Source organism: Tropicibacter sp. S64 (genome assembly GCF_049803835.1).
GTDB lineage: Bacteria > Pseudomonadota > Alphaproteobacteria > Rhodobacterales > Rhodobacteraceae > Pacificoceanicola.
Genome location: NZ_JBNAGK010000026.1, coordinates 1 through 24,678 on the forward strand (window position 1 = coordinate 1; position 24,678 = coordinate 24,678).

Genomic DNA, 24,678 nt, shown 5'->3' on the forward strand with positions numbered 1-24,678 from the left:
CGGGGGCCAGTTCACAGGGAGGTCGCGGGCTTACTCGGCGGCGATGGCCTTTTCGGCGGCGGCGGTCTGCAGGATGAAGTCGAACTCGAAGTGCAGGTCGGTGCCCAGTTCCGGCGCGGCGGGCTTGAACGTGCCGATCAGGCTTTCCTTGACGGCGAAGACGCTGTCGTTGTCGAGCCAGGCGCTGTCGGCGTCGTAGATCTGGCTGATCAGCGGGCGGTAGCCGTCCTTGGAGATGATGAAGTGCATGTGGCCGGGGCGGTTCGGGTGGTGACCCATGAACTGCAGCAGCTCGCCGGCGGTCTCGTCCTCGGGGATCGGGTAGGGCACCGGGCGCACGGCGACAAAGGCGTAATGTCCGGTCTCGTCGGTCTCGAAGCGGCCGCGCAGGTTGTATTCCGGCTGGTCGGGGTCGAGGTTCTCGTAGATGCCGTTCGGCGCGTCTTCCCAGACATCCAGCGTCACACCGGCGATGCCGTTGCCGTTCTCGTCGCGGATATAGCCCTCGAACCAGGCGGTTTCCTCGTTGTCGAAATGCTTCTGGATCGTGGATGCCCCCTTGGGCAGCACCGGCGGGTTTTCCCGGTAGAACGGGCCGAGCACAGTGGACTCCGAGGCGTTGCCCGAAACCGGGTTGGTCATCATGTCGACCAGCACCTCGACGCCGATGATGTCGGCCAGCAGGATGAATTCCTGGCGGTTGTCGTTGCACAGCTTGCCGGCGCGTTCGAGGTAGGCGCAGGCCTCCAGGAACTCGGAATGCTGCAGCTTCACGTCCTTGATGAAGGCGTGCATGTGCTTGATGACGCCGGTCATGATCTCGCGCTGGCGCTCGGTGATCGGGCCGGACTTGCCGAGGCTGTCGATGACGACGTCGGTGATGTTGTCCTGATTGACGATACCCATGGGTTTCCTCCTCCTTGGCGGTCTCTGGGGTGACGGGCTGCCCCGTTGGCATCTGGTGTGACGGATCGCGGGCCGTCACCCAATGCCTGCGCCGGTATCGGCTGATACCGTGACCGGCGGGCACGATCCGGCGCAGTATCGCCCCATACCCGTCACGGCATGGCGCACGCCCGTCCGTCCGTGGCAGCAGGGGGGTGCGTTATCCGAGGGAGGCCCAAGTGATCGAGACATTGACGCAGATCCAGTCGCAACTGGACCGCACCCCGCACCTGCTGCGGCTGGGGCGGTTGTTTTCCGAGACGGTGCTGATCGAGGTGGACGGGGACGAGTACTACCTGACCTTCGACAAGGGCCGGATCACGTCCGTCGCACAGGGTCCCAGCCGCAAGACGCCGTGGCGCTTTGCCCTGCGCACCGATGCTGAAGCCCTGGCCGAGTTCTGGCAGCCGCGCCCCGCGCCCGGCTTTCACGACGTGTTCGGGCTGGTCAAGATCGGCCGGGGCCGGATCGACGGCGACATCCTGAGCCTCGTCAAGAACCTGCGCTTCTTCAAGGAGGTCCTGGGCCTCGCGCGCGCAAGACAGGAGCAAGCCGCATGAGCATCGAGCCGATTTGCGGGCGGTATCTGACCGTCCCCGTCGAAGGCGCCCCCCGCCGCATCTATTTCGAAGAGGCGGGGCAGGGGCGTCCCGTCCTTTGCCTGCACACCGCCGGGGCCGACACGCGCCAGTGGCGTCACCTGATGACCGATGCCGCCGTCACCGCGTCGAACCGCCTGATCGCCTTCGACATGCCCTGGCATGGCAAATCCCTGCCGCCCGAAGGCTTCGAGACGCAGGAATACCTGCTGACCACCGAAGCCTATATCGAAACCGTTCTGGCGGTGGCGGGCGGGCTGGGGCTGGACAGGCCGGTTCTGGCGGGCTGTTCCATGGGCGGACGCATCGCGCTGCAACTGGCGGCGCTGCACCCGGACAAGTTCAGCGGGTTCATCGCCATCGAGGCCTCCGATTTCCAGCCCGCCTGGTATGACATCGACTGGTTCCACCGCCCCGACGCCCATGGCGGCGAGATGGGCGCGGCGCTGGTCTCGGCGAATATCTCGCCCTTCGCGCCGGAGGCCGAGCGCTGGAACACGCTGTGGATGTTCATGCAAAGCGGGCCGGGCGTGTTCCGGGGCGATCTGTCGTTCTACACGAAGGACGACAGCCTGATCGCGCGGCTTGGCCAGATCGACACGGGCCGCACGCCGGTGCATGTCCTCGTCGGCGCCTACGACCTGACCTGCACCCCCGAAGACGCCGCCCGCACCGCCCGCGCCATCCCCGGCGCCACGCTGGCGGTGATGGACGAACTCGGCCACTTCCCGATGAGCGAACACCCCGAGGGCTTCCGCCCCTTCTTCCTCGACGCGCTGGCAAAAATGCCCGCCACAAAAGCGAAAGCCGCATGAGACATGACCAAACCCTGCATCCTGTGTGTCGCCATCACCGGCTCTCTGCCGACCAAGGCCAACAATCCCGCCGTGCCGATCACCGTCTCGGAACAGGTGGACTCCACCCACGAAGCCTTCCAGGCGGGCGCGACCATCGTCCACGCCCATGTGCGCAATGACGATCAGACGCCCTCTTCGGACCCCGACAAATTCGCCGCGTTGAAAGAGGGGATCGAGAAACATTGCCCCGGCATGATCGTGCAATTCTCGACCGGCGGGCGGTCCGGCGCGGGCCGGACGCGCGGCGGTATGCTGTCGTTGCGCCCTGACATGGCATCGCTGTCCGTCGGGTCCAACAACTTCCCGACACGGGTCTATGAAAACCCGCCGGATCTGGTGGACTGGCTGGCCGGTGAAATGCTGGTCCACGACGTCAAACCGGAGATCGAGGCCTTTGATCTGAGCCACATCCTGAAAGCGAAGGCCATGGCCGACAAGGGCCAGCTGGCGGGCACGCCTTACATCCAGTTCGTGATGGGCGTGAAGAATGCGATGCCGGTCGACCGCGACGTGTTCGACTATTATATCCAAACCGTTCACCGCCTGTTCGGCAAGGACGCGCCGTGGTGCGCGGCGGGCATTGGCCAGCATCAGTTGACGCTGAACGAATGGGCCATCGCCGCGGGTGGCCATGCCCGCACCGGGCTGGAAGACAACGTGCGGCTGGACCGTGACAGGCTGGCACCGTCCAACGCCGCGCTGGTCCGCCGCGCGGCAGAGATCTGCGCCCGCCACGACCGCCCCGTCGCAACCGTCGAACAGGCCCGCGACATTCTCGGCCTGCGCCCGGCGACCTTGGTGAAAGGACAAGCGGCATGAAGACAGTCTAGGACTCGGCTGCCGAGGCACTGGACGGGCTGCTGCGTGGCGGGATGCTGATCGCGGCGGGGGGCTTTGGCCTCTCCGGCGAGCTTGGGCAGGAGTTCAACCCGAAGGGCACCTTGGTCGAACGCATGCGCACCAGCGGCGCGGGCATCCCCGGTTTCTACACCAAGACTGGCGTCGGCACGGTCATCGCCGAGGGAAAGGAGGTGACGAGCCGGAACGGCCGGGAATACATTGCCAAAGCAAACCCGGACCTGATCAACGCGGGCAAGCAGACGATTACGGCGCTCGCCCGCACGTCCTGTTCCGACAGCGCGATGTCCCTTGGCATGATCCGCGGCGTCCATCCGTGAGGCCATGGAAGTGGCCTGAGTCATACGACGTGTGCATCCCGAAACGTCATGGCATGACGATGCCGGCATGAGCTTCCGCCTGTTTTCCTGAAGCGCCGGATGGCTTCAGCGGTACCCTCTGCGCGGACAACTTACTCACAATGACGTCCACATCACGCGCCGCTGCGACCCGCGGCTGAAGGACTGGCTCGATAAGGCCCCGATTGGCCGCATTGGCGAGCTGAGGTAAGCGCGATAATGGCTGCACCTTGATGGACGATAGGCATTTATGAAGTAAAAACAGTGTAATACCGAAGCTCCTGTGATCCGCGTTGTGCAGCATGTGCATCCCGGTTTCCCGCACCGGGCATCCATCTTGGCTTTGCGAACGACGTTGCCTGCACGACTCGTGTCGGAAAGAGTATGCAGACGCGCGCAAAAGGCGCTAAGGGATCAACGGGTTTGCAGCAGGCAGCCCCGCTATTTCCGGAACAGAGAAAGTTCAAGACACGTGAAGAAGCTCGGCCTTGATGCGACGGACATCCGCATCCTCAGCGCTGTTCAGTCTCATGGCCAGCTGAGCAAGACGCGCCTGTCCGAGATCGTGAACATCTCCGCGACGCCGTGCTGGGCTCGGCTGGATCGTTTGAAAGCGGCAGGGTTCATTCGTGGTTTCCACGCGGATATCGCCTTGGAGCGGGTTTGTGACTTCACACAAGTGATGGTGACGGTGTCACTCACCCATCACCGCAAATCGGATTTCGATCGGTTCGAAACCTGGGTCGGCTCGCAGGACGCCATTACAGAATGTATCGCGACGGGGGGAGGGATGGATTACGTCATGAAGACCATCTGTCCGACGCTTGCCGCGTTTCAGTCCTTGATGCAGGACATGTTGGAGGCGGACCTGTCGGTTGATCGATACATGACCTACATTGCGACTCGTGTCGTCAAGGCGACCCGTCCGAACGTCGCCAAATTGGCCGCCTCCACAGCGCGCGACCGAACGGACTGAAAGGCGGCGAATTTTCAGCCTTAACGGACTAAGGTCTGCCCATTATTTGGTCCACGGCTCGGCCAATTCGCCGCGTAAACAAGCGCCATCTTCCACCGCATTCCGGGCCGCCAGCCCGGTCGCAATCAAGGGCGCATCGACATGCACGCAGACGAGTTCGGCTTTGGCACGCAGATCCGGAAATCCCCTTACTTCGACGCCACCGTGCGTTGGGGCGCAACGGGTTTTTCCGTTTATAACCATATGTATATCCCGCGCGATTTCGGGAATCCGGAGCAGAACTTCTGGAACCTCGTGAACGATGCGATCCTGTGTGACGTGGCGGTGGAACGGCAGGTGGAAATCACCGGCCCGGACGCGGCAAGGTTCGTCCAGATGCTGACCCCGCGCGATCTGTCCAAGATGGCCGTGGGCCAGTGCAAATACGTTCTCATCACCAATGCCGAAGGCGGCATCCTGAACGACCCGATCCTGCTGCGTCTGGCCGAGAACCACTTCTGGATCTCGCTGGCGGACAGCGACATCCTGCTGTGGGCGCAGGGCGTGGCCGTGCACTCCGGCCTCGACGTGCATATCTGCGAACCCGATGTATCGCCGCTGCAGCTGCAGGGCCCGAAATCGGGCGAGATCATGAAGGCGCTCTTCGGCGACGAGATCATGGATCTGAAATATTACTGGCTGCGCGAGCTGACCCTCGACGGCATCCCGCTGATCGTGTCGCGCACCGGCTGGTCTTCCGAGCTGGGCTACGAGCTGTACCTGCGCAACAGCGCCCATGGCGACGCCTTGTGGGAACGCATCATGGCGGCGGGTATGGAATTCGGTCTGAAGCCGGGGCACACCTCGTCGATCCGCCGGATCGAGGGCGGCATGCTGTCTTATCACGCCGATGCCGACATCAAGACCAACCCGTTCGAACTGGGTCTGGACCGTCTGTGCAACCTCGACATGGAATCTGACTTCATCGGCAAGGCGGCGCTTCGCCGTATCCGTGACGAAGGCGTCAAGCGCATCCAGATTGGCCTGATCATCGACGCTGACCCGTTGAAGGGGCCGAACACCACCTTCTGGCAGATCAACCACGATGGTGTCGAAGTGGGCAAGGTCACGTCTGCCGTCTACTCGCCCCGGCTGGAGCGCAACATCGCGCTGGCGATGGTGGCGGTCGAGCATGCGCATATCGGGCATCAGCTTGAGGTCGTCCTGCCCTCCGGCCCGACCACCGCGACCGTGGTGGAACGCCCTTTCTTCGACCCGAAGAAATCGCTGGCGGCGGCGTAATCCATGTCGCTGGCCATCGACCTGCACTGGCAACGGGGTGGCCCCACCCTGTTGCCGGGGCAATACTCTGCCGCGCATCGCGTGTCCTACGGGGCACGCTTTGACATCGACGTGGACGCCGCCCCCGATTGGGGCGGTGATCCGGGCAACACCAACCCCGAGCAGGCTCTGGCTTCGGCCCTGTCCAGCTGTCACATGATGACCTTCCTTGCGCTGGCCGCAAAGGCGGGCTGGCCGGTGGCGGGTTACAGCGATCACGCGGTGGCGCATCTGGGCAAGAACCCGCGCGGTCAGATGTCGGTGACGCGCATCGACCTGCACCCGGTGGTGCGCTTCGATCCCGGCTTTGCCGTCACGGACGACGCCATGACCGAAATGCAGGAGCGCGCGCACAGGTATTGCTTCATCGCCAACACGCTCGCCGACAGTGTCGAGATCAACATCTTCTGAGGCAACATGACCGATATCCTGCTGCGCAAACTGGACACCGACGGTGTTCTGCGCCTGACCCTGAACACGCCCGAAAAGCGCAACGCCCTGTCCGAGGCGATGCTGACCGCCCTTGGTCAGGCCTTCGACGAGGCCGGGCGCGACCCGCTGGTGCGGGTGATCGTGCTGGCGGCCAATGGCCCCGCCTTCTGCGCCGGGCACGACCTGAAGGAAATGACCGCCGGGCGCAGCGGGGACGACCGGGGGCGGGCCTATTTCACCCGTGTCCTGACGCAATGTTCCAGCGTCATGCAGGGGATCGTCAGCTGCCCCAAGCCGGTGATCGCCGAGGTCACCGGTATTGCCACCGCCGCAGGCTGCCAGTTGGTGGCCAGCTGCGATCTGGCGATTGCCGCCGACACCGCGCAGTTCAGCACGCCGGGCGTGCATATCGGGCTGTTCTGCTCGACGCCCATGGTGGCGATGTCGCGCAACGTGGCGAACAAGCACGCGATGGAAATGCTGCTGACCGGCGACATGACCCCGGCGGCGCGGGCTGCCGAGATGGGTCTGGTCAACCGCTGCGTCGCGCCTGAGGCGCTGACCGACGAGGTGATGACGGTCGCGCGCAAGATCGCGTCCAAGTCCTCGATGACTTTGGCCACCGGAAAAACGGCGTTCTATGCGCAGCGCGAGATGCCCCTGGCCGAGGCGTATGATTATGCCTCGCAAGTGATGGTGGACAACATGTTGGCGCGCGACGCCGAGGAAGGCATCGGTGCCTTCATCGAAAAGCGCGCCCCCGAATGGCAGGATGCGTGATGTCGAACCCGTATGACACAGACCTCGACCGCAATCCGGCGAATTACCAGCCGCTGACGCCGCTGGGTTTTCTGGAACGCGCGGCTTTGGTCTTTCCGGATCATACCGCCATCGTGCATGGCCCGCTGCGTCGGACCTATGCGGAGTTCTACACGCGCTCCCGGCGGTTGGCGTCTGCCTTGGCGGGGCTGGGCATGGGGCGGGGCGATACCGTTTCGGCCCTGCTGGCGAACACGCCCGCGATGCTGGAATGCCATTATGGCGTTCCGATGTGCGGCGCGGTGCTGCATGCGATCAACACGCGGCTGGATGCAGCGATCATCGCCTTCCAACTGGACCACGCGCTGTCGAAACTGGTGATCGTCGATAGCGAATTTCTGCCGCTGTTGCGTGAGGCGTTGAAGCTGTGCTCGGCCAGGCCCACCGTCATCGTTTATGACGATCCGGAATTCGACGGGCCGCGCATTTCGACCGTCGGCATCGACTATGAGGCCTTCGTGGCCTCGGGCGATCCCGAGTTCGCATGGCTGATGCCAGAGCACGAATGGGACGCCATCGCGATCAGCTATACCTCCGGCACGACGGGAGACCCCAAGGGCGTCGTGACCCATCACCGGGGCGCCTATCTTCTGGCGCAGGGCAATGCGCTGACGGCCAGCATGGCGAAACACGCGGTCTATCTTTGGACCCTGCCGATGTTCCATTGCAACGGCTGGTGTTTCCCGTGGACGCTGTCGGCGATCATCGGCACCCATGTCTGCCTGCGGCAGGTCCGGGCGGAGCCGATCTGGGCCGCCTTGGCCGATGAGGGCGTCACCCACCTGTGCGGTGCGCCCATCGTGATGTCGCTGATGATCTCGGCCCCGGATGCGGTTAAGCGCGACCTCACCCAGCCCGTGCAGTTCTTCACCGCCGCTGCGCCCCCGCCCGAAAAGCTGCTGGCCGACATGAAGGAGGCGGGCTTTGACGTCACGCACCTCTATGGCCTGACCGAGACCTACGGCCCGGCGGTCGTCAACGACTGGCATGGCGATTGGTCGGCCCTGCCGCGCGCCGAGCAGGCCCGGCTGAAGGCCCGTCAGGGCGTGCGCTATCTGCCGCTTGAAGGGCTCGACGTGCTCGACCCCGACACAATGCAACCGGTGCCTCGCGATGGTCAGACCATGGGTGAGGTCATGTTCCGTGGCAACGTCGTGATGAAGGGCTATTTCCGCAACCCGAAGGCGACCGAAAAGGCATTCAAGGGCGGCTGGTTCCATTCGGGTGACCTGGGGGTGGTGCATCCCGATGGTTACATCCAGCTCAAGGATCGGTCCAAGGACGTGATCATCTCGGGCGGTGAGAACATCTCGTCGATAGAGGTCGAAGAGGTGCTGTATCGGCACGAGGCCGTGGCTGTATGCGCCGTGGTCGCCATGCCGCATGAGAAATGGGGCGAGACGCCTTGCGCCTTTGTCGAACTGGCCGAATGTCAGCGGGCCGATGCTGCAAGCCTGAAAGCATGGTGCCGCAGCCATCTGGCGCATTACAAGGTGCCAGGGCGGTTCATCTTTGGTGCGATCCCGCGCACGTCGACCGGAAAGATCCAGAAATTCGCCCTGCGCGATCAGGCGCGCGCTCTGCTAGACGCCTGATCTGAAAAGGACCGGCGCTACAAAGGCGGGCGCGGCATGGCGGCGGTGAGATGGTCTGACCCGACTCCCGCCATGTCGCGTGCGCCCAACTGTCCCAAAGCCCGGACGAGTTCCAGTTTGAGGAGCGCAATCGCGCGGTCCGCCCCCGCCGCACCTCCGGCACCGACTCCGAACGCCAGCGCCCGTCCGACCAGTGCGAAATCCGCCCCCAGCGCGTGGGCGCGCAATACATCCGCGCCGCGCCGGATGCCGCTGTCGACGATGACCGTCAATTTGTCCGAAACCGCCCCGGCAATACCGGGCAGTACCTCGGCCGTGGCGGGGCCAAAGTCGACCTGCCGCCCGCCATGGTTCGACACGACTATCCCGTCACAGCCCATCTCCGCACATTTCACCGCGTCCTGGGGGTGCAAGATGCCCTTCACCAGCAGCTTGCCCCTCCATCGCGCGCGGATCTTGGCGAGGCTGTCCCATGAAAAACCCGGAGTGATCAGGGTCTTTTGCACCTCTGCGTATGATGTCGCGCTTTGCAGCAGGTTGGCGTAATTCGCTACATTGGGTGTGCCGTGGCGCAGGCTGGTCAGGGCCCAGAGCGGTTTCATCGCGCACTGCGCGATCACTTCGGGGGTGAAACGGAAGGGCACGGCGAGTTGGTTGCGGATGTCACGGTCCCGCTTGCCCGCGGCGGGGACATCCGCGGTCACCATCATGACCTCGTATCCGGCGGCCTCCGCGCGGGAGATCAGCCCTTCGGTCACGCTGTCGTCGCCAGAGACATACAGTTGGAACATGCCGTTCCCATCGGCGGCCTCGGCCAATTCCTCCAATGTGGTAGAGGCGGCTGAGGACGCCACGTAGGGAATGTTTTCGCGCTTGCACAGTCGCGCAAGCATCAGGTCCGCCCCTGGCCAAAACGCGTTGAGCATGCCGATGGGTGCCATTCCGAAAGGCGCTGCATAGGTCTTGCCGAACAGCGTCGCCTGCGTGTCGATGCTTGAGACATCGACCATGTAGCGTGGCGTCAGGGCGATCTCCTGGAAGGCCTCGACATTGCGCCGCAGGTTGCGCTCGTTCTCCGCGCCGCCATCGACGAGGTCAAACGCAAAGCGAGGAATGCGCCGCCGCGCCATCTCGCGCAGGTCGTCGATACAGGCGGCACGGGCGAGCGAGCGGACCATCAGATCGACCACCCGCCATCGACGGCAAAGGATTGCCCTGTGGTGAAAGCCGATCCATCACCCGCCAGATAACAGACCATCTCGGCAATCTCCTCGGGTTGACCAAGGCGGCCCATGGGCTGGCGATCCTTGAAGGCGGCGAGTGCTGTTTCAAAATCACCCGTCGCGCGCAGGCGGTCCTCCAGCGAAGGGCTTTGCACCGTGCCGGGGCAGATGGCGTTGCAGCGGATGCCCTGTTTGACGAAATCGGCGGCGATGGCCTTGGTCATGCCGATAATGGCGGCCTTGGACGCGCCATAGGCAAAGCGGCGCGGGGCGCCTTTTTCGCTGCTGACGATGGAAGCGATGTTGACGATCGACCCGGCACCCTTGGCCAGCATGCCCGGCAATACAGCGCGGGTGATGCGATACAGCGCCTTGGCGTTCAGATCGAAGGAGCGATCCCAGGCGGCTTCTTCGCAATCAAGGATTGTGCCGTCGTGTACCCAGCCCGCGCAATTCACCAGAATGTCGATGTCGGGATTTGCATCGATCAGCGCCTTGACCGCGCTTGCGTCCAGCACATCCAGCCGATGCGCGGTGATCCGGTCGCGGGTGGCGGCGACAGCTTCGACTGCTGCGCCGTCTATATCCGTGGCGATGACGCTGGCGCCCAGAGCGGCCAGAGCTTCGGCCGAGGCGCGGCCGATCCCGTTACCGGCTGCGGTCACGAGGGCAGTTTTTCCTGCAAGTGTCTGTGTCATGGTCTTTCTTTCAACGAGCGAGCCATCCGCCATCGACCGTCACGCAACTTCCGTGGCAATAGGCGGCGGCGTCGGAGGCGAGGAAGACGGCCGCGCCGGCAATCTCGGAGGGGTCTGCAAATCGGCCCGCGGGGATGCGGTCCAGCAGCGCCTTTGAACGGTCTGGATCGTCGCGCAAAGCCTGTGTGTTGTCGGTGGCCGTATAGCCGGGTGCGATGGCATTGACGTTCACGCCCCGCCCCGCCCATTCGTTGCACAGCGCCTTGGTCAGCCCGAGGACGGCATGTTTCGAGGACGCATAGGCCGGCACGCGCAAGCCGCCCTGCGCACCCAGCACCGAAGAGACAATGACGATCTTGCCACTGCCCTGCGCCACCATGCGCTTGCCCGCGGCCTGTGACAGCAACCAGACGGAGTCGAGGTTGACCGACAGCACGCGCCGCCAGTCATCAAGCGGCATGTCGGTGCTGTCTTCGCGGTGGATGATGCCGGCATTGTTGACCAGAATATCGAGGCCCCCAAGCGCGTCGGCGGCAAAGCTCACCACGGTTTCGGCGGCGGCCTGGTCCATGCCGGTAAAGTCGGCCTTGACGGCAGCGGCGTTGCGGCCTTTGGCTTCGATGTCGGCGATCACGGCCTCGGGTGCATGGCTGCGGTAGGTCAGCGCCACGTCGGCGCCTGCCTCGGCAAGGGCAAGGGCTATGCCCTCGCCAATGCCGGTTGCGCCGCCGGTGACAAGGGCACGCCGCCCTGTCAGGTCAAACGGATTACCCATCGCGTCAGTACCGGTTCGCGATGGGCAGTTCTTCGGCGGGGAAGAGGCTGATTACCTCGCAGCCGGTATCCGTCACCACGACCTCTTCTTCGATGCGGGCCGCCGAATACCCGTCTGCCGCCGGGCAGTATGTTTCCAGCGCAAACACCATGCCAGTCTGGATTTCCATCGGGTTATCAAGGCTCACCGCGCGGCTGATGATCGGGCGCTCGTGCAGGGCAAGGCCCAGACCGTGACCGAATTGCAGACCAAAGGCGGAAAGCTCATCCGGGAAGCCGAACTCTTCGGCCTTGGGCCAGAGTTTGGCAACCTGATCGGTGGTGACGCCGGGTTTGATCGCCTGGATCGACGCGTCAATCCACTCGCGCGCTTTGACATATGCATCGTGCTGTGCCGGGGTGGCGCGGCCAATGTTGAAAGTGCGGTAGTAACAGGTGCGATAGCCCTGGTAGGACTGCAGGATGTCAAAGAACGCCTGATCGCCAGGGCGGAACATGCGGTCCGTGAAGTTGTGCGGGTGTGGGTTGCAGCGCTCGCCGGAAATGGCGTTGATCGCCTCGACATCGTCCGAGCCCCACTCGTACAGCAGCTTGTTGGACATGGCGACAATCTCGTTTTCGCGCACGCCGGGTTTCAGCATTTCGTAGATGTTGTGATAGACGCCATCGACCATGCTGGCCGCTTGCGTCAAAAGCTGGATCTCGTCCCAGTTCTTGATCTCACGTGCGGACAGCATGATCTGCTGGCCATCGACGACGTTCAGACCGGCCTCTTTAAGCGCCTCGAACATCGCGGTTTCGGCATAATCGACACCGACCGGCATGCCTTTCATGCCTGCGTCTTCGATCAGCCCGGCGATATCCTGTGCGTATTTCTTCATCAGGCCAAAGCTGGGCGGGATCGTACCGCGCATGCCGACAACGCCGGCATGGCAATTGTCCGGCACCAGCCAGTCGGAATACTTGCGGTGGTGGACCGCTGCGGATCCGAAATCCCACACATGCGGGGCATCGTCACCGGTCAGCAAGGCAAAGCGACACATCTTGTCGCGTTCCCACTCACCGATCTTGGTGGCGGTGACGTAACGGATGTTGTTGACATCAAACAGCAAAAGCGAGCCAGCGTCGCTTTTCTTCAGCGCTTGGCGGGCGCGGCTCAAGCGGTAGCGGCGCAGGCGGTCGTGATCGACGCGGCGCTCGAAATCGACCTGGGTCGGGCCCCAGGCAGGAAGACGGCCTTCCCATTGCCAGTTGGGTTCCAGATCCTGCGGGGTAAGGACATTCGGGGTAAGTGCGCGAGACATGATTTCCTCCATCGGGTGCGATCCCGCGCACCCGTTTTTCTCGTATATTCAGTTGTTCAGTGCGTTATTTCGTGACCCAGCCACCGTCGATCGAGATCATCTGGCCGGTCATGTAGTCGCTGTCAGCGGACGCGAGGAACGACGCGGTACCGGTGATGTCGGCAGGGTAGGACACGCGTTTGATGACAAGGTTGTTTTCGACGATGTCGTCATAGGCCTGACCGGCGCGTTCCTTGAAGCCGATCTCGACGAGGTCTTTGTCGAGCTGCTCCCAGAGCGGCGTGACAACGACGCCGGGCGCGTAGCCATTGACGGTGATGTTGTGCTCGGCCAGCCCCAGCGCACCGCATTCGGTCAACGCCAGACAGCCGTATTTCGACGTGCAATAGACGGTTACGTCCACCAGCGGCTTTCTCGACGCGATGGAACCCACGTTGATCAGCTTGTAGGGGCCATTCTCCGGGCCCTGCGCGATCATCTGCTTCGCTGTCTCCTGCATGCCAAGCCACATCGCCTTGGTGTTGACGTTCATGATCATGTCCCAGTTGTCCTCATCGATATCCATGAAGAACCGGGGCTTGTTGAGGCCCGCATTGAAAAGGCCGACATTGATCGACCCAAACGCCTCGACCGTGGCGGCGACGGCGCTCGCGTTGTCCTCGCGCTTGGTTACGTCCATCTTGACGGCAATCGCGCGACCGTTTCCGGCGGCGTTGATGCGGTCGGCAACGGCCTGCGCCTCGTCCGGATCCAGGTCCCCAAGGCACACATTCGCCCCCTGTGCTGCAAAGGCTTCGGCATTGGCCGCGCCCATGCCGCGGGCGGCACCGGTGATCAGAATATTTTTACCTTTCAGGCGGTTGGGGTCCATGGTCTCTCCTCCTCGGGTGTCACGGATTTCTGTTGTGTTGTATGATGGCGTCCGCACGGGTCTGTGACTTGTGCAATGCCTCGCGCGGAGTAGTGATCCCGCGCAACATGTCGTGGAACTCTTCGCCGCAGATCTTGATGACATCGACGATTTCGGGCACTGGCGGGCGCGGCCAGAACTGCAATTCGTCACGCCAGGACATGGCGTCGACGGCCTCGAAAATCGACGAGGTTCGCCGCACTTCCGGGTCCGATCCGACGGAATAGCGCGGGTTGGTGCGGCTGCCGTTCTGGATATAAAGCTTTTGTGCCTCGGGCGATGTGAAAACAGACAGCGCTTCGACGGCGCCGCGCACCCGGTCGGGCGGCAGGTTCGCCGGGATGCCCATGACATAGCCGCCAACCGGGGCGACCGGGCTGGCACCGGGGCCGGATGGATGCGGCAGGTAGCCGGTTTGCCCGCGGGCGGGCGAACTTTCGTCCATTTCGAAATAGGGGGCCAGCAGCGTATACCCGTAGGCCATCGCGATGCTGCCCGCCGCATAGGGGCGGATGCGTTCATACCAGGACATCGACAGGATGTCGGGCGGCGAATAGTGCATCAATTCCAAAAGGAACTCTGCCGCGCGAAGACCGGCTTCCGTGTCGATGGTTGCCCGGTAGTCGCCTTGTGCCAGATGGTCGGTTTCGAAGCCGCCGGCAATCTCGGGCAGGTCGAGCACGGGCTGACCAAAGTCCGCCATGGTCATGAGAACGGTATGGCCAAGCGCGGTGCCGCGTGCCGCGTTCCACGCGATGCCATACCGGCCCCGGCGCGGATCGTGCAGCCTGCGGGCTGCCGTCAGAAGCGCGTCAGTGGTGGCTGGCGGTTCCAGCCCCGCTTCGGCAAACAGGTCGCGACGGTAGAACAGCAACTCTGGCGTGGTCTGTGACGGCACACCGTAGGCGTGCCCGCCCCAATGGGCCGCCTTCCAGCCGGCGGTGTGAAAATCCGCAGGGTCGAGCCGCGCCAGGTCCATGACCTGATCCAGCGGCATGAGCACATTCTTTTCCGCGAATTCCCCGATCCAGGGAAGGTCTACCGCGATGATGTCATAACGGCTGGTGGGCCGTTTCGCGTTGCGCAACGCTTCGTCGCGCAGGCGGTCGATGGAAAAGGCCCGCTGGGCGATGGTGGTGCCGATCACCTGTTCGAACTGCCGCTTGAGCGTATCCATGACCATGAAGGTCGGATCGCCATGCACGAGGACCCTCAGCCCCCCCGGCAGTTTAAGCGGTTCCGACAGCACGCTGAGAGGCGGGATGGACTGTGCCGCCGAATAGCTGCCGCCAAAATAGTAGTCTTTGCTGTCGGAGGCCCGTCCGCGCCCGCCAAAACGCGCTTCACTCATGCGCCGAACCCGCCCGGACAGCTGCATCCATTGCTCCAGCAGCTTTTCGCTGGGGTGCATGGAATAGCTTTTGCCGGTTTTCGTGCGTGGGCGTTGGTCGATCAGCCCGGCGTCGACCATCTCCTTCAGGCGCCGGTTTGCCGTGGCATAGGGCACGCGGCTGGCCCCGATCATCGATGTCGGCGTCACCGTCTTGCCGTCGAAATGACCGTGCAAAAGGTGCAGGGCCATGCGCAAATGGGCACTTGGAGCAATGATATCCAGCGTATCCTCAAGCTCGTCATTGATCTCATCCAGAAAGGACAAAACCTCCAGGCTCTCCGCCTTCGCCTGTGGCGAAGCGAGTCCGGAATGGGTATGTCCTGCCAGGGCGTTCATGGTTTTCGAGCGTCTCTTTTCACTGTTCCCGGTGCGCGTAGTCGCGGAATTGTTCGATTTGGACGATGATGATGCAGTCATGCAGCGACCCCCTGTAAAATGTTCAAAGTGACATCCGGAGCGTATCCCGAAATTATCCATTCTGGACTTCCATACATCCATTTTGGATATTTTGCATGCGGTGTGGCAGGAGGAGAATCGGCAGATTAGGTCCAGTCGTTCGGGTCACCGAATGCTGCGTCGGTGTCCGGGAGGGGCGCAGACGCTGGAGGGAATATGTCCGGATCATTCCGGGAGGAGATTACACATGACGCTTCGTACTGCTCTTTTTGCCAGCGCCGCTGTTGTTCTGGCCGGTGCTGCATCCGCCGAGACGATGAAGATCGGCATCACCCAGAACAACGTGGGTGTGGACAGCTATCAAACTACCTATGAGAAGGCCTTCATCGCGGCGGCCGAAGCCAATGCCGATGTCGAGGCGGTGGTGCTCGATGCGGGCGGCGACGTGGCCCGTCAGATCGCCCAGATGGAAGACCTGATCCAGCAGGAAGTCGACGCCATCATCATCTGGCCAACCAACGGTGAGGCAGTCATTCCCGCCGTGCGCAAGGCGCAAAAGGCCGGTATCCCGGTCATCGTGACCAACTCCAATATCGCCGAAGCAGGCTTCGACTTCGTGAAGTCCTTCTCCGGGCCGGACAACATCACCCAGGGAGCGCGGTCCGCCGAGATCATGTGCGACAAGTTCAAGGCCATGGGCATCGAGAATGAAGCCAAGGTCGTGCACATCACGGGTCAGCCGGGCTATACCACCGCCATCGAGCGCGCCAAGGGCTTCAACGACCGTCTCCCCGAGGTCTGCCCGAATGTCGAGCAGATCGACCAGCAGCCCGGCGACTGGAACCGCGAGAAATCGCAGCAGGTCATGGAAGCCTTCCTTGTGAAGTATGACGACATCGACGGCGTCTATGCCGGCGATGACAACATGGGCGTGGGCGCGTTGAACGCCGCCAAGGCCGCGGGCCGCGACGGGATCATCTTCGTCGGCGCGACGAACTTTGCCGTGGGCTATGAGGCGATGGCCGCCGGTGAATACTGGGGTTCGATCTACCAGTCGCCGGTCGATGACGCCGAGGCGGCGCTCAAGACCGCCATCGACGTTCTGGAGGGCAAGGACGTGCCGTTCCTGAACTACTTCGACACGCCGAAAATCACCCAGGACAACATGGGCGACTACACCAAGCCGGTTTTCTGAAACCCGGCTGACCCTGCGGGGGGCCACGCGCCCCTCGCTTCGCATTTCCGACAAACCGACATTCAGGGAGGCGCGCCATGGGACGTGTTTCTGACCGCGTCTGTATCGTGACGGGCGCCGCACAGGGTATTGGCCGCGCCATCGGAGAGGCCCTTCTGGAAGAAGGTGCCAAGGTGTGCTTTGCCGATCTCAACGGCGAAAAGGTGGCACAGGTGGCCGATGCCGCCCGCAGTGCGCACAATGGCCGCGTGATCTCGGCGCAGGTGAATGTCACGGATCGCGAACAGGTCCGCGCGATGATCGCGCATACGGTCGAGACCTTTGGCCGTCTCGATGTGAAATTCAACAATGCCGGTGTGAACAAGCCGATGAATTTCCTCGACGTCACCGAGGACAACTGGAATTTCATCATGGGTGTCAACGGTCTGGGCTGCATGATCGGCATGCAGGAGGCCGCGCGTCAGATGATCAGGCAGGGTGGCGGCGGCAAGATCGTCAACACCGCCTCGATTGCCAGCCGACAGGGCTTTGACAATGTCGCGCCCTACTGCGCGTCGAAATTCGCGGTAGTGTCGCTGACGCAATCGGGCGCGCGTGATCTTGCCAGGCACAACATCACCGTGACAGGGTTTGCTCCGGGTGTTGTCGCCACCGAGATGTGGGAGCAGGTCGATCAGGACCTGATGCAGATCGGTGCCGCAGACCGCCCCGGGCAGGCGATGGAGGAGTTCTCGGCCGAAATCCTCAAGGGACGTGTAGCGACCCCCGCCGACATAACGGGGACAACGACATTCCTGGCGTCGAAGGACAGCGATTACATGACCGGTCAGATCGTGATGATCGACGGTGGCATGATATTGGTCTGAGGCCTTCTCGGGAGGGGGGAGTGATGACGGATTTCAGCCAAAGCGGCAGAGACCCGAGGGAGGGGTTCATGGCAAGTATTGACAAGCAGAAGATCGGCAGCGTTCTGGCGCGGCAGGGCATCCTGATCGCCTTTGCCATCTTCATGATCGCCTTCACCCTCGCGAATGCGAAATTCCTGAGCATCGACAATGTGTTCAGCGTTGTGCGATCTTCCGCGATCCTCGGAGTCATGGCGCTTGGGGTGACCTTTGTCGTCATCAGTGGAAATCTCGATTTGTCGGTCGGTTCCATGATGAGCTTTTCGACCATCGTGGTGCTCGACCTGCATGACAAGATCGGCCCGGCGCTGGCCATTCCGGCAATGTTCGCCATGACGGTTTGCCTTGGAGCAGTCATCGGATTTCTGGTGGGCTACCTGAGGCTCAACTCGCTGATTGTGACGCTGGGCATGCTGTCGGCCATTCACGGGCTGACGCTCACCTATTCGGGCGGTCAAAACATGGATATCGTCGATAAGGAAGGCACGTGGTTTTCCGTTTTTGGCCAAGGCAGTGTCTTGGGCATACCCGTGCCGATCCTGCTTTTCGTTGCGCTGGCGGCCGTCCTCGGGCTGGTGTTGTCGCGCACGCCGTTTGGGCGCAAAGTCTACGCGGTGGGCGGCAACGGCACCGCGGCGACCTTTTCCGGCATCCGCCGGGCGCGCACGGTGTTTCAATGCTACCTGATCTCGGCGGCCTGCGTCGCCACAGCCGGGCTCATGCAGGCCAGCCGGTCTTTGGGATCGCAAAACACGGTTGGTCAGGGACTCGAGCTGGAAGTTCTGGCGGCGGTCATCCTTGGCGGGGCGTCGCTGCTCGGTGGGTCCGGCACGATCTTCAAAACCGTGATCGGTGTACTGATCCTTGGCTTCATCCAGAACGGGCTGCTGCTTCTGGGGTTGCAATTCTACGTCCAGTTTGTGGTGACCTGGGTCATCATCATCCTTGCTGTCTGGCTCGATATCGCAGCCAAGCGTGGCAAGCTCTGGTCGCCTATAGCTTGAAGGGGGGCTCAATATGCAACCGGATGCACTGTCCAAAGCGCTGAAAAGCGGCGCGATCTGGGGCTTTATCGTGTTGGAGCTGATCTTCTTCAGCGTGGCGGGAGAATTCCTGTCGCTCTCTGACAAAGCCTTCATGGATTTCGAAAACATGCTGTTGCTGCTCAAGCAGTCGGCCCCGATCGGGATCATCGCCATGGGCATGACCATCGTGATGATCAACGGGAATATCGACCTGAGCGTCGGCGCGACATTTGCTATCGCCGCCATCATCCTGCTGGACAGCATGACATGGCCGATCTTCGCGGGTCTTGGCGATTGGGTGATCCCGGTGGCGTGGTTGCTGGCGCTGACGGTCGGCACGCTTCTGGGCGCGCTCAACGGGTTAATCGTATGGAAGACCGGCGTCGATGCCTTCATCGTCACGCTGGGTTCGATGCTCGGCTATCGCGGTATCGTCTTCATGTTCAATGGCGAGAACCCGACCAGCCACCTCAACTGGACGTTGGTGGATTTCGCCGAGGCCGAGTTCCTGGGCTTTGCCACGGCAACATGGTTCCTCGCCGCCGTAACTCTGGCGATCTGGTTCTTGATGACCAGAACCGTGCATGGCCGCAACGCCTATGCCATCGGCGACAACCGCGAAGCGGCGGTCAATGCCGGTATCCGTGTCGGCCCGCACATGATGATCAACTTCGCAATCATCGGGTTTCTCGCGGCGCTCTCGGCGGTGGTGTTCTATTCCGAAAGCGGCTCGGTCAATCCCAACGACGGGCAACTCTACGAGCTTTGGGTCATCACCGCCGTCGTGCTGGGCGGGACGAAGATCACCGGCGGTGCAGGCAGTGTCATCGGCACTTTCGGCGGCGTCATCGCCATCCAGCTTCTGCGCAAGGGGCTGGGCCATATCGGGGCCGATACGTCGACGGTGAACCTCGTTATCGGCTGCATCCTGATCGCGGTGCTGTTCCTGGACCGGCAATTGAACGTCAAAGGCAAAGAGGAGTTGAAGGCATGACAGATCCTGTTCTCCGCCTCGAAGGCATCGTCAAGACCTTCCCCGGTGTCCGTGCGCTGGACGGTGTCAGCCTTACCGTCATGCCCGGTGAGGTCCATGCGCTGATGGGCGAAAACGGCGCGGGCAAATCGACCCTGATGAAGGTGCTGGGCGGCATCTATCAACCTGACGATGGCGCGATTTTCATGGGCGATGACAAGGTCGTCATGTCCGGCCCGCTGGAAGCCAAGGCCAAAGGCATCGTCTTCATCCATCAGGAACTCAGCCTCGCCGAGGAACTCAGCGTCGCGGAGAACATCTATCTGGGGGAGTTGCCGCGCAAGAGCTTTGGCCGGGTCGATTGGGTCAGGCTGACGGAACAGACCAATGCCATTCTGAAGAAACTCAATGTCGGGTTTGACGCCCGGACACGGGTCGGCGATCTGTCCATCGCCAACCAGCAGATGGTCGAGATTGCCCGTGCGCTGACGGTCGATGCCAAAGCGGTCATCTTTGACGAACCGACCGCCTCGCTCACCGATGCGGAAAAGGTGGTCCTGTTCGACGTGATTGCCGACCTGCAACGGGACGGTGTCGGGATCATCTATATCTCCCACCGCATGGAGGAGATCTTCAAGATCACCGACCGGATCAGCGTCCTGCGCGATGGTCAGTATCAGGGCACGGTTCAGACCAGGGACACCGATGAGGAATCCGTCACGCAATTGATGATCGGCCGCAAGCTGGACCTCAGCCGCAACGCCGTGCATCACGAGTTGGGCGATGTGGCGCTGGAGGTGCGGGGGCTGTCCTGCGGCGACCTCTTCAACGATGTCAGTTTCGAAGTGCGCCGGGGCGAGGTCTTGGGCTTTTATGGGCTGGTCGGCGCAGGCCGGACGGAGATTGCCGAGACGCTCTTCGGCCTGCGTGATCCGTCTGCGGGGCAGATCTTTCTCGACGGCGAAGAGGCCCGCATCCACTCCCCCGTCGACGCCATCGCGCGCGGCATCGGATTGGTGCCGGAGGATCGCAAGGGACAGGGGCTTGTCCTTGGCATGAACTGCCGCGACAACATGACCTTGCCGCAGGTGGATGACCTCAAGGCGGGGCCGTTCATGGCCGAAGGCGCGGAGGTCGCGATCTTTGACCAGTACCGCGACAAGCTCGACATCCGAACTCCCGGCTGGCGCCAGAAGGTGGGCAACCTGTCGGGCGGCAACCAGCAAAAGATCGTCATCGGCAAATGGCTCTCGATGCATCCCAATGTTCTGATCGTCGACGAACCCACACGCGGCATCGACGTGGGGTCAAAATCCGAGATTCACAAACTGCTCCGGGAGTTGGCGGCACAGGGCTATGCGGTGATCGTCATCAGCTCGGAAATGCCCGAGGTGCTGCATGTCTCCGACCGGATTGTCGCGATGTATTCCGGGCGCGTCATGCGGACCTTCACCTCCGAAGAAGTCACCGAAGACAGCCTCATTCAGGCCATCTCGGGCATTGGCGGCGACCGCGCGGCCTGAACTCAAACGATTGGAAAGCTCTTGAAACTGCTTCGTTACGGCGCGCCCGGCGCAGAGAAACCGGGACTGTTGGACAAAAACGGGCGCGTGCGCGACCTGTCGGATGTGGTGCCGGACATTGCCGGGTCGGTGCTCGAACCCGAGGGGCTGGCAAGGCTTGCCGCGCTCGATCCCGAAGGCCTGCCGCTGGTCGATGGCACGCCGCAACAGGACCTGCGTTTGGGCGCCTGCGTGGGAGGCATCGGCAAATTCGTCTGCATCGGGCTGAACTATGCCGACCATGCCGAAGAGGCGGGCATGCCCATCCCCGAAGAGCCGATTATCTTCAACAAATGGACCTCTGCTGTGGTGGGCCCCAATGACGCCATTCAGGTGCCGCGTGGCTCGGTCAAGACCGATTGGGAGGTGGAGCTTGGCGTGGTGATCGGCAAGCCCGGTGCCTATATCAGTGAGGCGGACGCCATGGATCATGTGGCAGGGTTCTGCGTGATCAACGATGTCTCCGAACGGGATTTCCAACTGAACCGCGCCGGGACTTGGGACAAAGGCAAGGGCTGTGATACCTTTGGCCCGACGGGCCCCTGGCTGGTGACCCGTGACGAGATCGCGGACGTGAACCAACTTGACATGTGGCTTGATGTGGACGGAGAGCGGATGCAGTCCGGCAGCACGGCGACACTGATCTTCAAGGTGCCGCATCTTGTCGCCTACTGCAGCCGGTTCATGAGCCTGCAAGCGGGCGACATCATCTCCACCGGGACGCCACCGGGCGTGGGTATGGGCCAGTCACCTGAGCGCTACCTGCACGGCGGCGAGGTTGTGACGCTGGGCATCGCCGGGCTGGGAGAGCAACGGTCGCAGGTTCTGCCCGCCCGGTAGGTCGCGAAATTTCGCGGCCCAGACCCCGCCTGGCGACCCTTGTTGTCGACCCCCTGCACCATGAGCATTCACGGTCCAGGGTCCGGCGAGTGTCTCTCCTGCGTAGGTGACGGTCCCAGGATGCGCGTCTGACGGCTGACCGCCGCGCAGCATGACCGTTGGCAGCTTGGGACGATAGCCGGGTTCCTGCGGTGCGACAGAGGCCATGGTCGCCGGCTCCGTGAGCTTCGTCGGGTGTGGGGCCGCGGCGGGACTGTCAATCGTCTGCAAGCGAAAGGCCACGTAGATCGCGTCGGACAGACGGGTCGCGTCTGCGTCTTCGGCGGCGTCTGAACATCGAGGTCGCCCCCATTGTCTGGAGAGACTTGCGGCGTTGTTGAGCGTGCCTTCAATTCATGCTGTCGCCTGGAGGCCAGAGCGCTGATGCGCCTCGACCGGTGTTCGGCCACCGAGCGCCGAATGCGGGCGCCCGGTGATCTGGAAGTCGATGCACTCACTTGCCGATGTCGGCCCGGTCTCGAAGGCATGGAGGTCGACGCGGCTGTCCTTCATCCACCGCCATGATCCTTCGATCATGACGCGGTCCATACAACGACCGCGCCGGTCCCTCCATTGCCCGGCTGGCGATTGCGAAGCAATCTGCCGAAAGGGAAACCTTCCCCGCGGTGTCAAGCAGGCTCTCCTCTCCGGACATGCGCGATGCGAATGCCCTGTCGACAGTGGATTCACCCCGTGTTTCATCACCAGTTCTGCGACCGCCAGTTCGCGGCGAATGGCCTCGAGTGCCACCGTCGCCTTGACACCGGCCCCGCAATTCTTTCGCTTGCCAGCACCCTGTTCTTCCTCGTCCTCGTTCGCGGCAAGCCAGGCAACCTGTCCGGTTGTCGGGCGCCAACTGACTTCCGGTCGGCAATCAGCCAACCGTCGATCCCAACCACAGCGTGATGACCGGGAAGGCGATCAGCAGGCCAAGCCGGATCACGTCGACCGCAATGAACGGCACCAGGCCCTTGAAGATGCGCACGATCGGCACGTCGGGCAGCACGGCCTTGAGCACGAAGACGTTCATCCCGACCGGCGGCGTGATCAGCGCGATTTCCGTGACAACGATCACGATGATCCCGAACCACACCAGATTGAACCCTTGGGACACCACGACTGGTGCAAACAACGGCACGAAGATCAGGATGATCGCCATCGAATCCATCACGCAGCCCAGAACGAGGAACACCAGCATGATGGCCAGGATGAGCGCGTAGCCTTCGAGACCGGTGGACTGCACGAGCCCCAACACACCGGCGGCCAGCCCGGACAGGGTCAGCAGCTTGGACAGCATCAGTGCGCCGAAGAGAACCGTGTAGAGCGAGACCGAGGTATAGGCGGTGTCGATGACGACCTTGCGCAGCACTCGCCACGTCAGGCGGCCATGAAGCGTGGCGATCAGGATCGCGAGGCCCGCACCCATCCCGGCGGCTTCGGTCGGGGTGAAGAGCTTGGCGTAAAGCCCGCCGATGATCAGCCCGAACAGCAGCAGGAAGGGCCAGATACCCGAGAGGGCCTTGATCTTTTCCGGCCAGGGCGTCGGCTCGCCCTGTGGGGCGTGTTCGGGGTTGCGGGCGGCAACCAGACGGATCGCCAGCATGTAGAGGCCAAGGCCCAACAGACCGGGGATGACACCGGCGACAAACAGGTCCCCGATATTGGTCTGGGTCAGGATGCCATAGACCACCATGATGATCGACGGCGGGATCAGGATGCCAAGCGTGCCTCCGGCGGCGATGGTCCCGGCGGACAGTTCGTCAGAATAGCGGTATTTCTTCATGCTGGGATAGGCGACCTTGGCCATGGTCGCGGCCGTGGCATAGCTGGACCCGCAGACGGCGGAAAAGCCGGAACAGGCGGCCATGGTGGACAGGGCCAGTCCACCGCGCACGTTACCGACAAAGGCATAGGCGGCGCGGAACAGGTCATGCGCGATCCCGGTCTTGGAAATCACGTTGCCCATCAGGATGAACATCGGCACGACGGCGAGGTCATAGGACAGAACCGCATCCGAGATGGTCAACGGCAGCAATTGCAGCGCAATCGTCCAGTTGATCGCGAACCCGATCCCGGCGACCGAGACAGCGAGCAGCGAAATGGCGAGCGGCACCCGCAGGAAGGCCAGCAGGATGGCCGCGGCCATGGCGATGGAACCGACGATCATAGGGCTTCCTCCTCGTGGGTGTCTTCGGGGTCGACCATCGGCCCGGTGAAGGCGATGGCAAGCGCGGCCAGCGCCGACAGGGCGCAACTGGCGGCAATGAAGAAATACAGCGGTGCGCGCGGGACGCGCAGGGCCTGGCTGACCTCGGATATGCGGGTCGCGTTGAGGCCGTGCTTGACGAACAACCAGGCGATGACGGCCAGAACGACCGTGACGAGCGCGGCGGTCAGGGCGCGCCACCAGACCATCCACGGCTGGCTCACGAGCTTGTCCAGCAGATCGATGGTCAGATGCGCCCCGGCCGCCGTCACCAGCGGCAGACCGGCAAAGACGACCAGCGCCATCAGGTGCTCGGTGATGTCATTGGCGCCATAGATCGGACGCCCGACCAGCCGCCGGCCGACGACGTCGGCAAAGGTCAGCGCCACCATCGCCAGAAGAAACAGTGCCATGACCGTCTCCACTGCGCGGCGGATTTTCCAGGCCACGGAATGCATGTGTTCTCTCCTCCCAAAAGGGGCAGGGCGGGGCACCA

25 protein-coding genes and 1 pseudogene are annotated in these 24,678 nt (G+C 62.7%); 15 read left to right on the forward strand and 11 right to left on the reverse strand.

Annotated elements, in window-relative coordinates:
• Positions 1–30 precede the first annotated feature (30 nt).
• On the reverse strand, positions 31–906 hold the full coding sequence (locus ACP159_RS24950; protein WP_425101905.1) for a dioxygenase: 876 nt from the start codon (positions 904–906) through the stop codon (positions 31–33).
• 218 nt (positions 907–1,124) lie between these two features.
• Between ACP159_RS24950 and ACP159_RS24955 the strand changes: the two genes are divergently transcribed.
• The 4 genes and pseudogenes from ACP159_RS24955 to ACP159_RS24970 form a co-directional block, all read left to right on the forward strand.
• Positions 1,125–1,505: a hypothetical protein gene (locus tag ACP159_RS24955; RefSeq protein ID WP_425101906.1), complete on the forward strand. Its 381-nt coding sequence runs from the start codon at positions 1,125–1,127 to the stop codon at positions 1,503–1,505.
• Positions 1,502–2,359 (forward strand): alpha/beta fold hydrolase, encoded by an 858-nt coding sequence (locus tag ACP159_RS24960; protein ID WP_425101907.1) that lies wholly within the window; start codon positions 1,502–1,504, stop codon positions 2,357–2,359. Before ACP159_RS24955 ends, ACP159_RS24960 begins: the two co-directional genes overlap by 4 nt.
• A gap of 3 nt (positions 2,360–2,362) precedes the next feature.
• Positions 2,363–3,220, forward strand: coding sequence for a 3-keto-5-aminohexanoate cleavage protein (locus ACP159_RS24965; protein WP_425102402.1), 858 nt, complete (start codon positions 2,363–2,365; stop codon positions 3,218–3,220).
• 53 nt (positions 3,221–3,273) lie between these two features.
• Positions 3,274–3,462 (forward strand): annotated as a pseudogene (locus ACP159_RS24970) (CoA-transferase); the annotation flags it as partial.
• Between the two features lie 163 nt (positions 3,463–3,625).
• Here ACP159_RS24970 and ACP159_RS24975 read toward each other — a convergent pair.
• Positions 3,626–3,907 (reverse strand): hypothetical protein, encoded by a 282-nt coding sequence (locus ACP159_RS24975; protein WP_425102403.1) that lies wholly within the window; start codon positions 3,905–3,907, stop codon positions 3,626–3,628.
• Positions 3,908–4,069: 162 nt separating this feature from the next.
• Here ACP159_RS24975 and ACP159_RS24980 point away from each other — a divergent pair, with 162 nt between their 5' ends.
• The 5 genes from ACP159_RS24980 to ACP159_RS25000 all read left to right on the forward strand — a co-directional run bounded on the left by ACP159_RS24980 (position 4,070) and on the right by ACP159_RS25000 (position 8,739).
• Positions 4,070–4,573 (forward strand): Lrp/AsnC family transcriptional regulator, encoded by a 504-nt coding sequence (locus tag ACP159_RS24980; RefSeq protein ID WP_425102404.1) that lies wholly within the window; start codon positions 4,070–4,072, stop codon positions 4,571–4,573.
• A gap of 141 nt (positions 4,574–4,714) precedes the next feature.
• On the forward strand, positions 4,715–5,854 hold the full coding sequence (locus ACP159_RS24985) for a glycine cleavage T C-terminal barrel domain-containing protein (protein ID WP_425102405.1): 1,140 nt from the start codon (positions 4,715–4,717) through the stop codon (positions 5,852–5,854).
• A 3-nt stretch (positions 5,855–5,857) separates the two neighbouring features.
• Entirely contained in the window at positions 5,858–6,304 is a 447-nt protein-coding gene (locus tag ACP159_RS24990; protein ID WP_425102406.1) for an OsmC family protein, read from the forward strand.
• A 6-nt stretch (positions 6,305–6,310) separates the two neighbouring features.
• Positions 6,311–7,105: an enoyl-CoA hydratase gene (locus tag ACP159_RS24995; protein ID WP_425102407.1), complete on the forward strand. Its 795-nt coding sequence runs from the start codon at positions 6,311–6,313 to the stop codon at positions 7,103–7,105.
• Entirely contained in the window at positions 7,105–8,739 is a 1,635-nt protein-coding gene (locus ACP159_RS25000; RefSeq protein ID WP_425102408.1) for an acyl-CoA synthetase, read from the forward strand. The genes ACP159_RS24995 and ACP159_RS25000 overlap by 1 nt, the downstream gene beginning before the upstream one ends.
• Positions 8,740–8,756: 17 nt before the next feature.
• Here ACP159_RS25000 and ACP159_RS25005 read toward each other — a convergent pair whose 3' ends face one another.
• From ACP159_RS25005 to ACP159_RS25030, 6 genes are all read right to left on the reverse strand, one after another.
• Positions 8,757–9,929: an alpha-hydroxy acid oxidase gene (locus tag ACP159_RS25005; protein WP_425102409.1), complete on the reverse strand. Its 1,173-nt coding sequence runs from the start codon at positions 9,927–9,929 to the stop codon at positions 8,757–8,759.
• The gene (locus ACP159_RS25010; protein ID WP_425102425.1) at positions 9,917–10,660 is read right to left on the reverse strand and encodes an SDR family oxidoreductase; all 744 of its coding nucleotides are present in this window, start codon (positions 10,658–10,660) and stop codon (positions 9,917–9,919) included. The genes ACP159_RS25005 and ACP159_RS25010 overlap by 13 nt, the downstream gene beginning before the upstream one ends.
• A gap of 10 nt (positions 10,661–10,670) precedes the next feature.
• Positions 10,671–11,435, reverse strand: a complete 765-nt coding sequence (locus ACP159_RS25015; protein ID WP_425102410.1) for a glucose 1-dehydrogenase — start codon at positions 11,433–11,435, stop codon at positions 10,671–10,673.
• A 4-nt stretch (positions 11,436–11,439) separates the two neighbouring features.
• Positions 11,440–12,738, reverse strand: a complete 1,299-nt coding sequence (locus ACP159_RS25020; protein ID WP_425102426.1) for a M24 family metallopeptidase — start codon at positions 12,736–12,738, stop codon at positions 11,440–11,442.
• A 64-nt stretch (positions 12,739–12,802) separates the two neighbouring features.
• On the reverse strand, positions 12,803–13,609 hold the full coding sequence (locus tag ACP159_RS25025) for an SDR family NAD(P)-dependent oxidoreductase (RefSeq protein ID WP_425102411.1): 807 nt from the start codon (positions 13,607–13,609) through the stop codon (positions 12,803–12,805).
• Between the two features lie 19 nt (positions 13,610–13,628).
• Positions 13,629–15,377 carry an extracellular solute-binding protein gene (locus ACP159_RS25030; protein WP_425102412.1) on the reverse strand — a complete coding sequence of 583 codons (1,749 nt, stop codon included), beginning with the start codon at positions 15,375–15,377 and terminating at the stop codon, positions 13,629–13,631.
• Positions 15,378–15,684: 307 nt separating this feature from the next.
• Between ACP159_RS25030 and ACP159_RS25035 the strand changes: the two genes are divergently transcribed.
• The 6 genes from ACP159_RS25035 to ACP159_RS25060 all read left to right on the forward strand — a co-directional run bounded on the left by ACP159_RS25035 (position 15,685) and on the right by ACP159_RS25060 (position 21,937).
• Positions 15,685–16,632: a sugar ABC transporter substrate-binding protein gene (locus ACP159_RS25035; protein ID WP_425102413.1), complete on the forward strand. Its 948-nt coding sequence runs from the start codon at positions 15,685–15,687 to the stop codon at positions 16,630–16,632.
• 77 nt (positions 16,633–16,709) lie between these two features.
• Entirely contained in the window at positions 16,710–17,498 is a 789-nt protein-coding gene (locus ACP159_RS25040) for an SDR family NAD(P)-dependent oxidoreductase (protein ID WP_425102414.1), read from the forward strand.
• A 68-nt stretch (positions 17,499–17,566) separates the two neighbouring features.
• Entirely contained in the window at positions 17,567–18,541 is a 975-nt protein-coding gene (locus tag ACP159_RS25045) for an ABC transporter permease (protein ID WP_425102427.1), read from the forward strand.
• Positions 18,542–18,554: 13 nt separating this feature from the next.
• Positions 18,555–19,556, forward strand: coding sequence for an ABC transporter permease (locus ACP159_RS25050; protein ID WP_425102415.1), 1,002 nt, complete (start codon positions 18,555–18,557; stop codon positions 19,554–19,556).
• Entirely contained in the window at positions 19,553–21,058 is a 1,506-nt protein-coding gene (locus ACP159_RS25055) for a sugar ABC transporter ATP-binding protein (RefSeq protein ID WP_425102416.1), read from the forward strand. The genes ACP159_RS25050 and ACP159_RS25055 overlap by 4 nt, the downstream gene beginning before the upstream one ends.
• 21 nt (positions 21,059–21,079) lie before the next feature.
• Positions 21,080–21,937 carry a fumarylacetoacetate hydrolase family protein gene (locus tag ACP159_RS25060; protein ID WP_425102417.1) on the forward strand — a complete coding sequence of 286 codons (858 nt, stop codon included), beginning with the start codon at positions 21,080–21,082 and terminating at the stop codon, positions 21,935–21,937.
• Positions 21,938–22,330: 393 nt separating this feature from the next.
• Here the strand turns inward: ACP159_RS25060 and ACP159_RS25065 are convergent, their stop codons facing one another.
• From ACP159_RS25065 to ACP159_RS25075, 3 genes are all read right to left on the reverse strand, one after another.
• Positions 22,331–22,513, reverse strand: coding sequence for a hypothetical protein (locus ACP159_RS25065; protein ID WP_425102418.1), 183 nt, complete (start codon positions 22,511–22,513; stop codon positions 22,331–22,333).
• 337 nt (positions 22,514–22,850) lie between these two features.
• The gene (locus tag ACP159_RS25070) at positions 22,851–24,143 is read right to left on the reverse strand and encodes a TRAP transporter large permease (RefSeq protein WP_425102419.1); all 1,293 of its coding nucleotides are present in this window, start codon (positions 24,141–24,143) and stop codon (positions 22,851–22,853) included.
• A complete protein-coding gene (locus ACP159_RS25075) occupies positions 24,140–24,595 on the reverse strand; it encodes a TRAP transporter small permease (protein WP_425102420.1) in 456 nt (151 codons plus the stop codon). The genes ACP159_RS25070 and ACP159_RS25075 overlap by 4 nt, the downstream gene beginning before the upstream one ends.
• Positions 24,596–24,678: the final 83 nt, after the last annotated feature.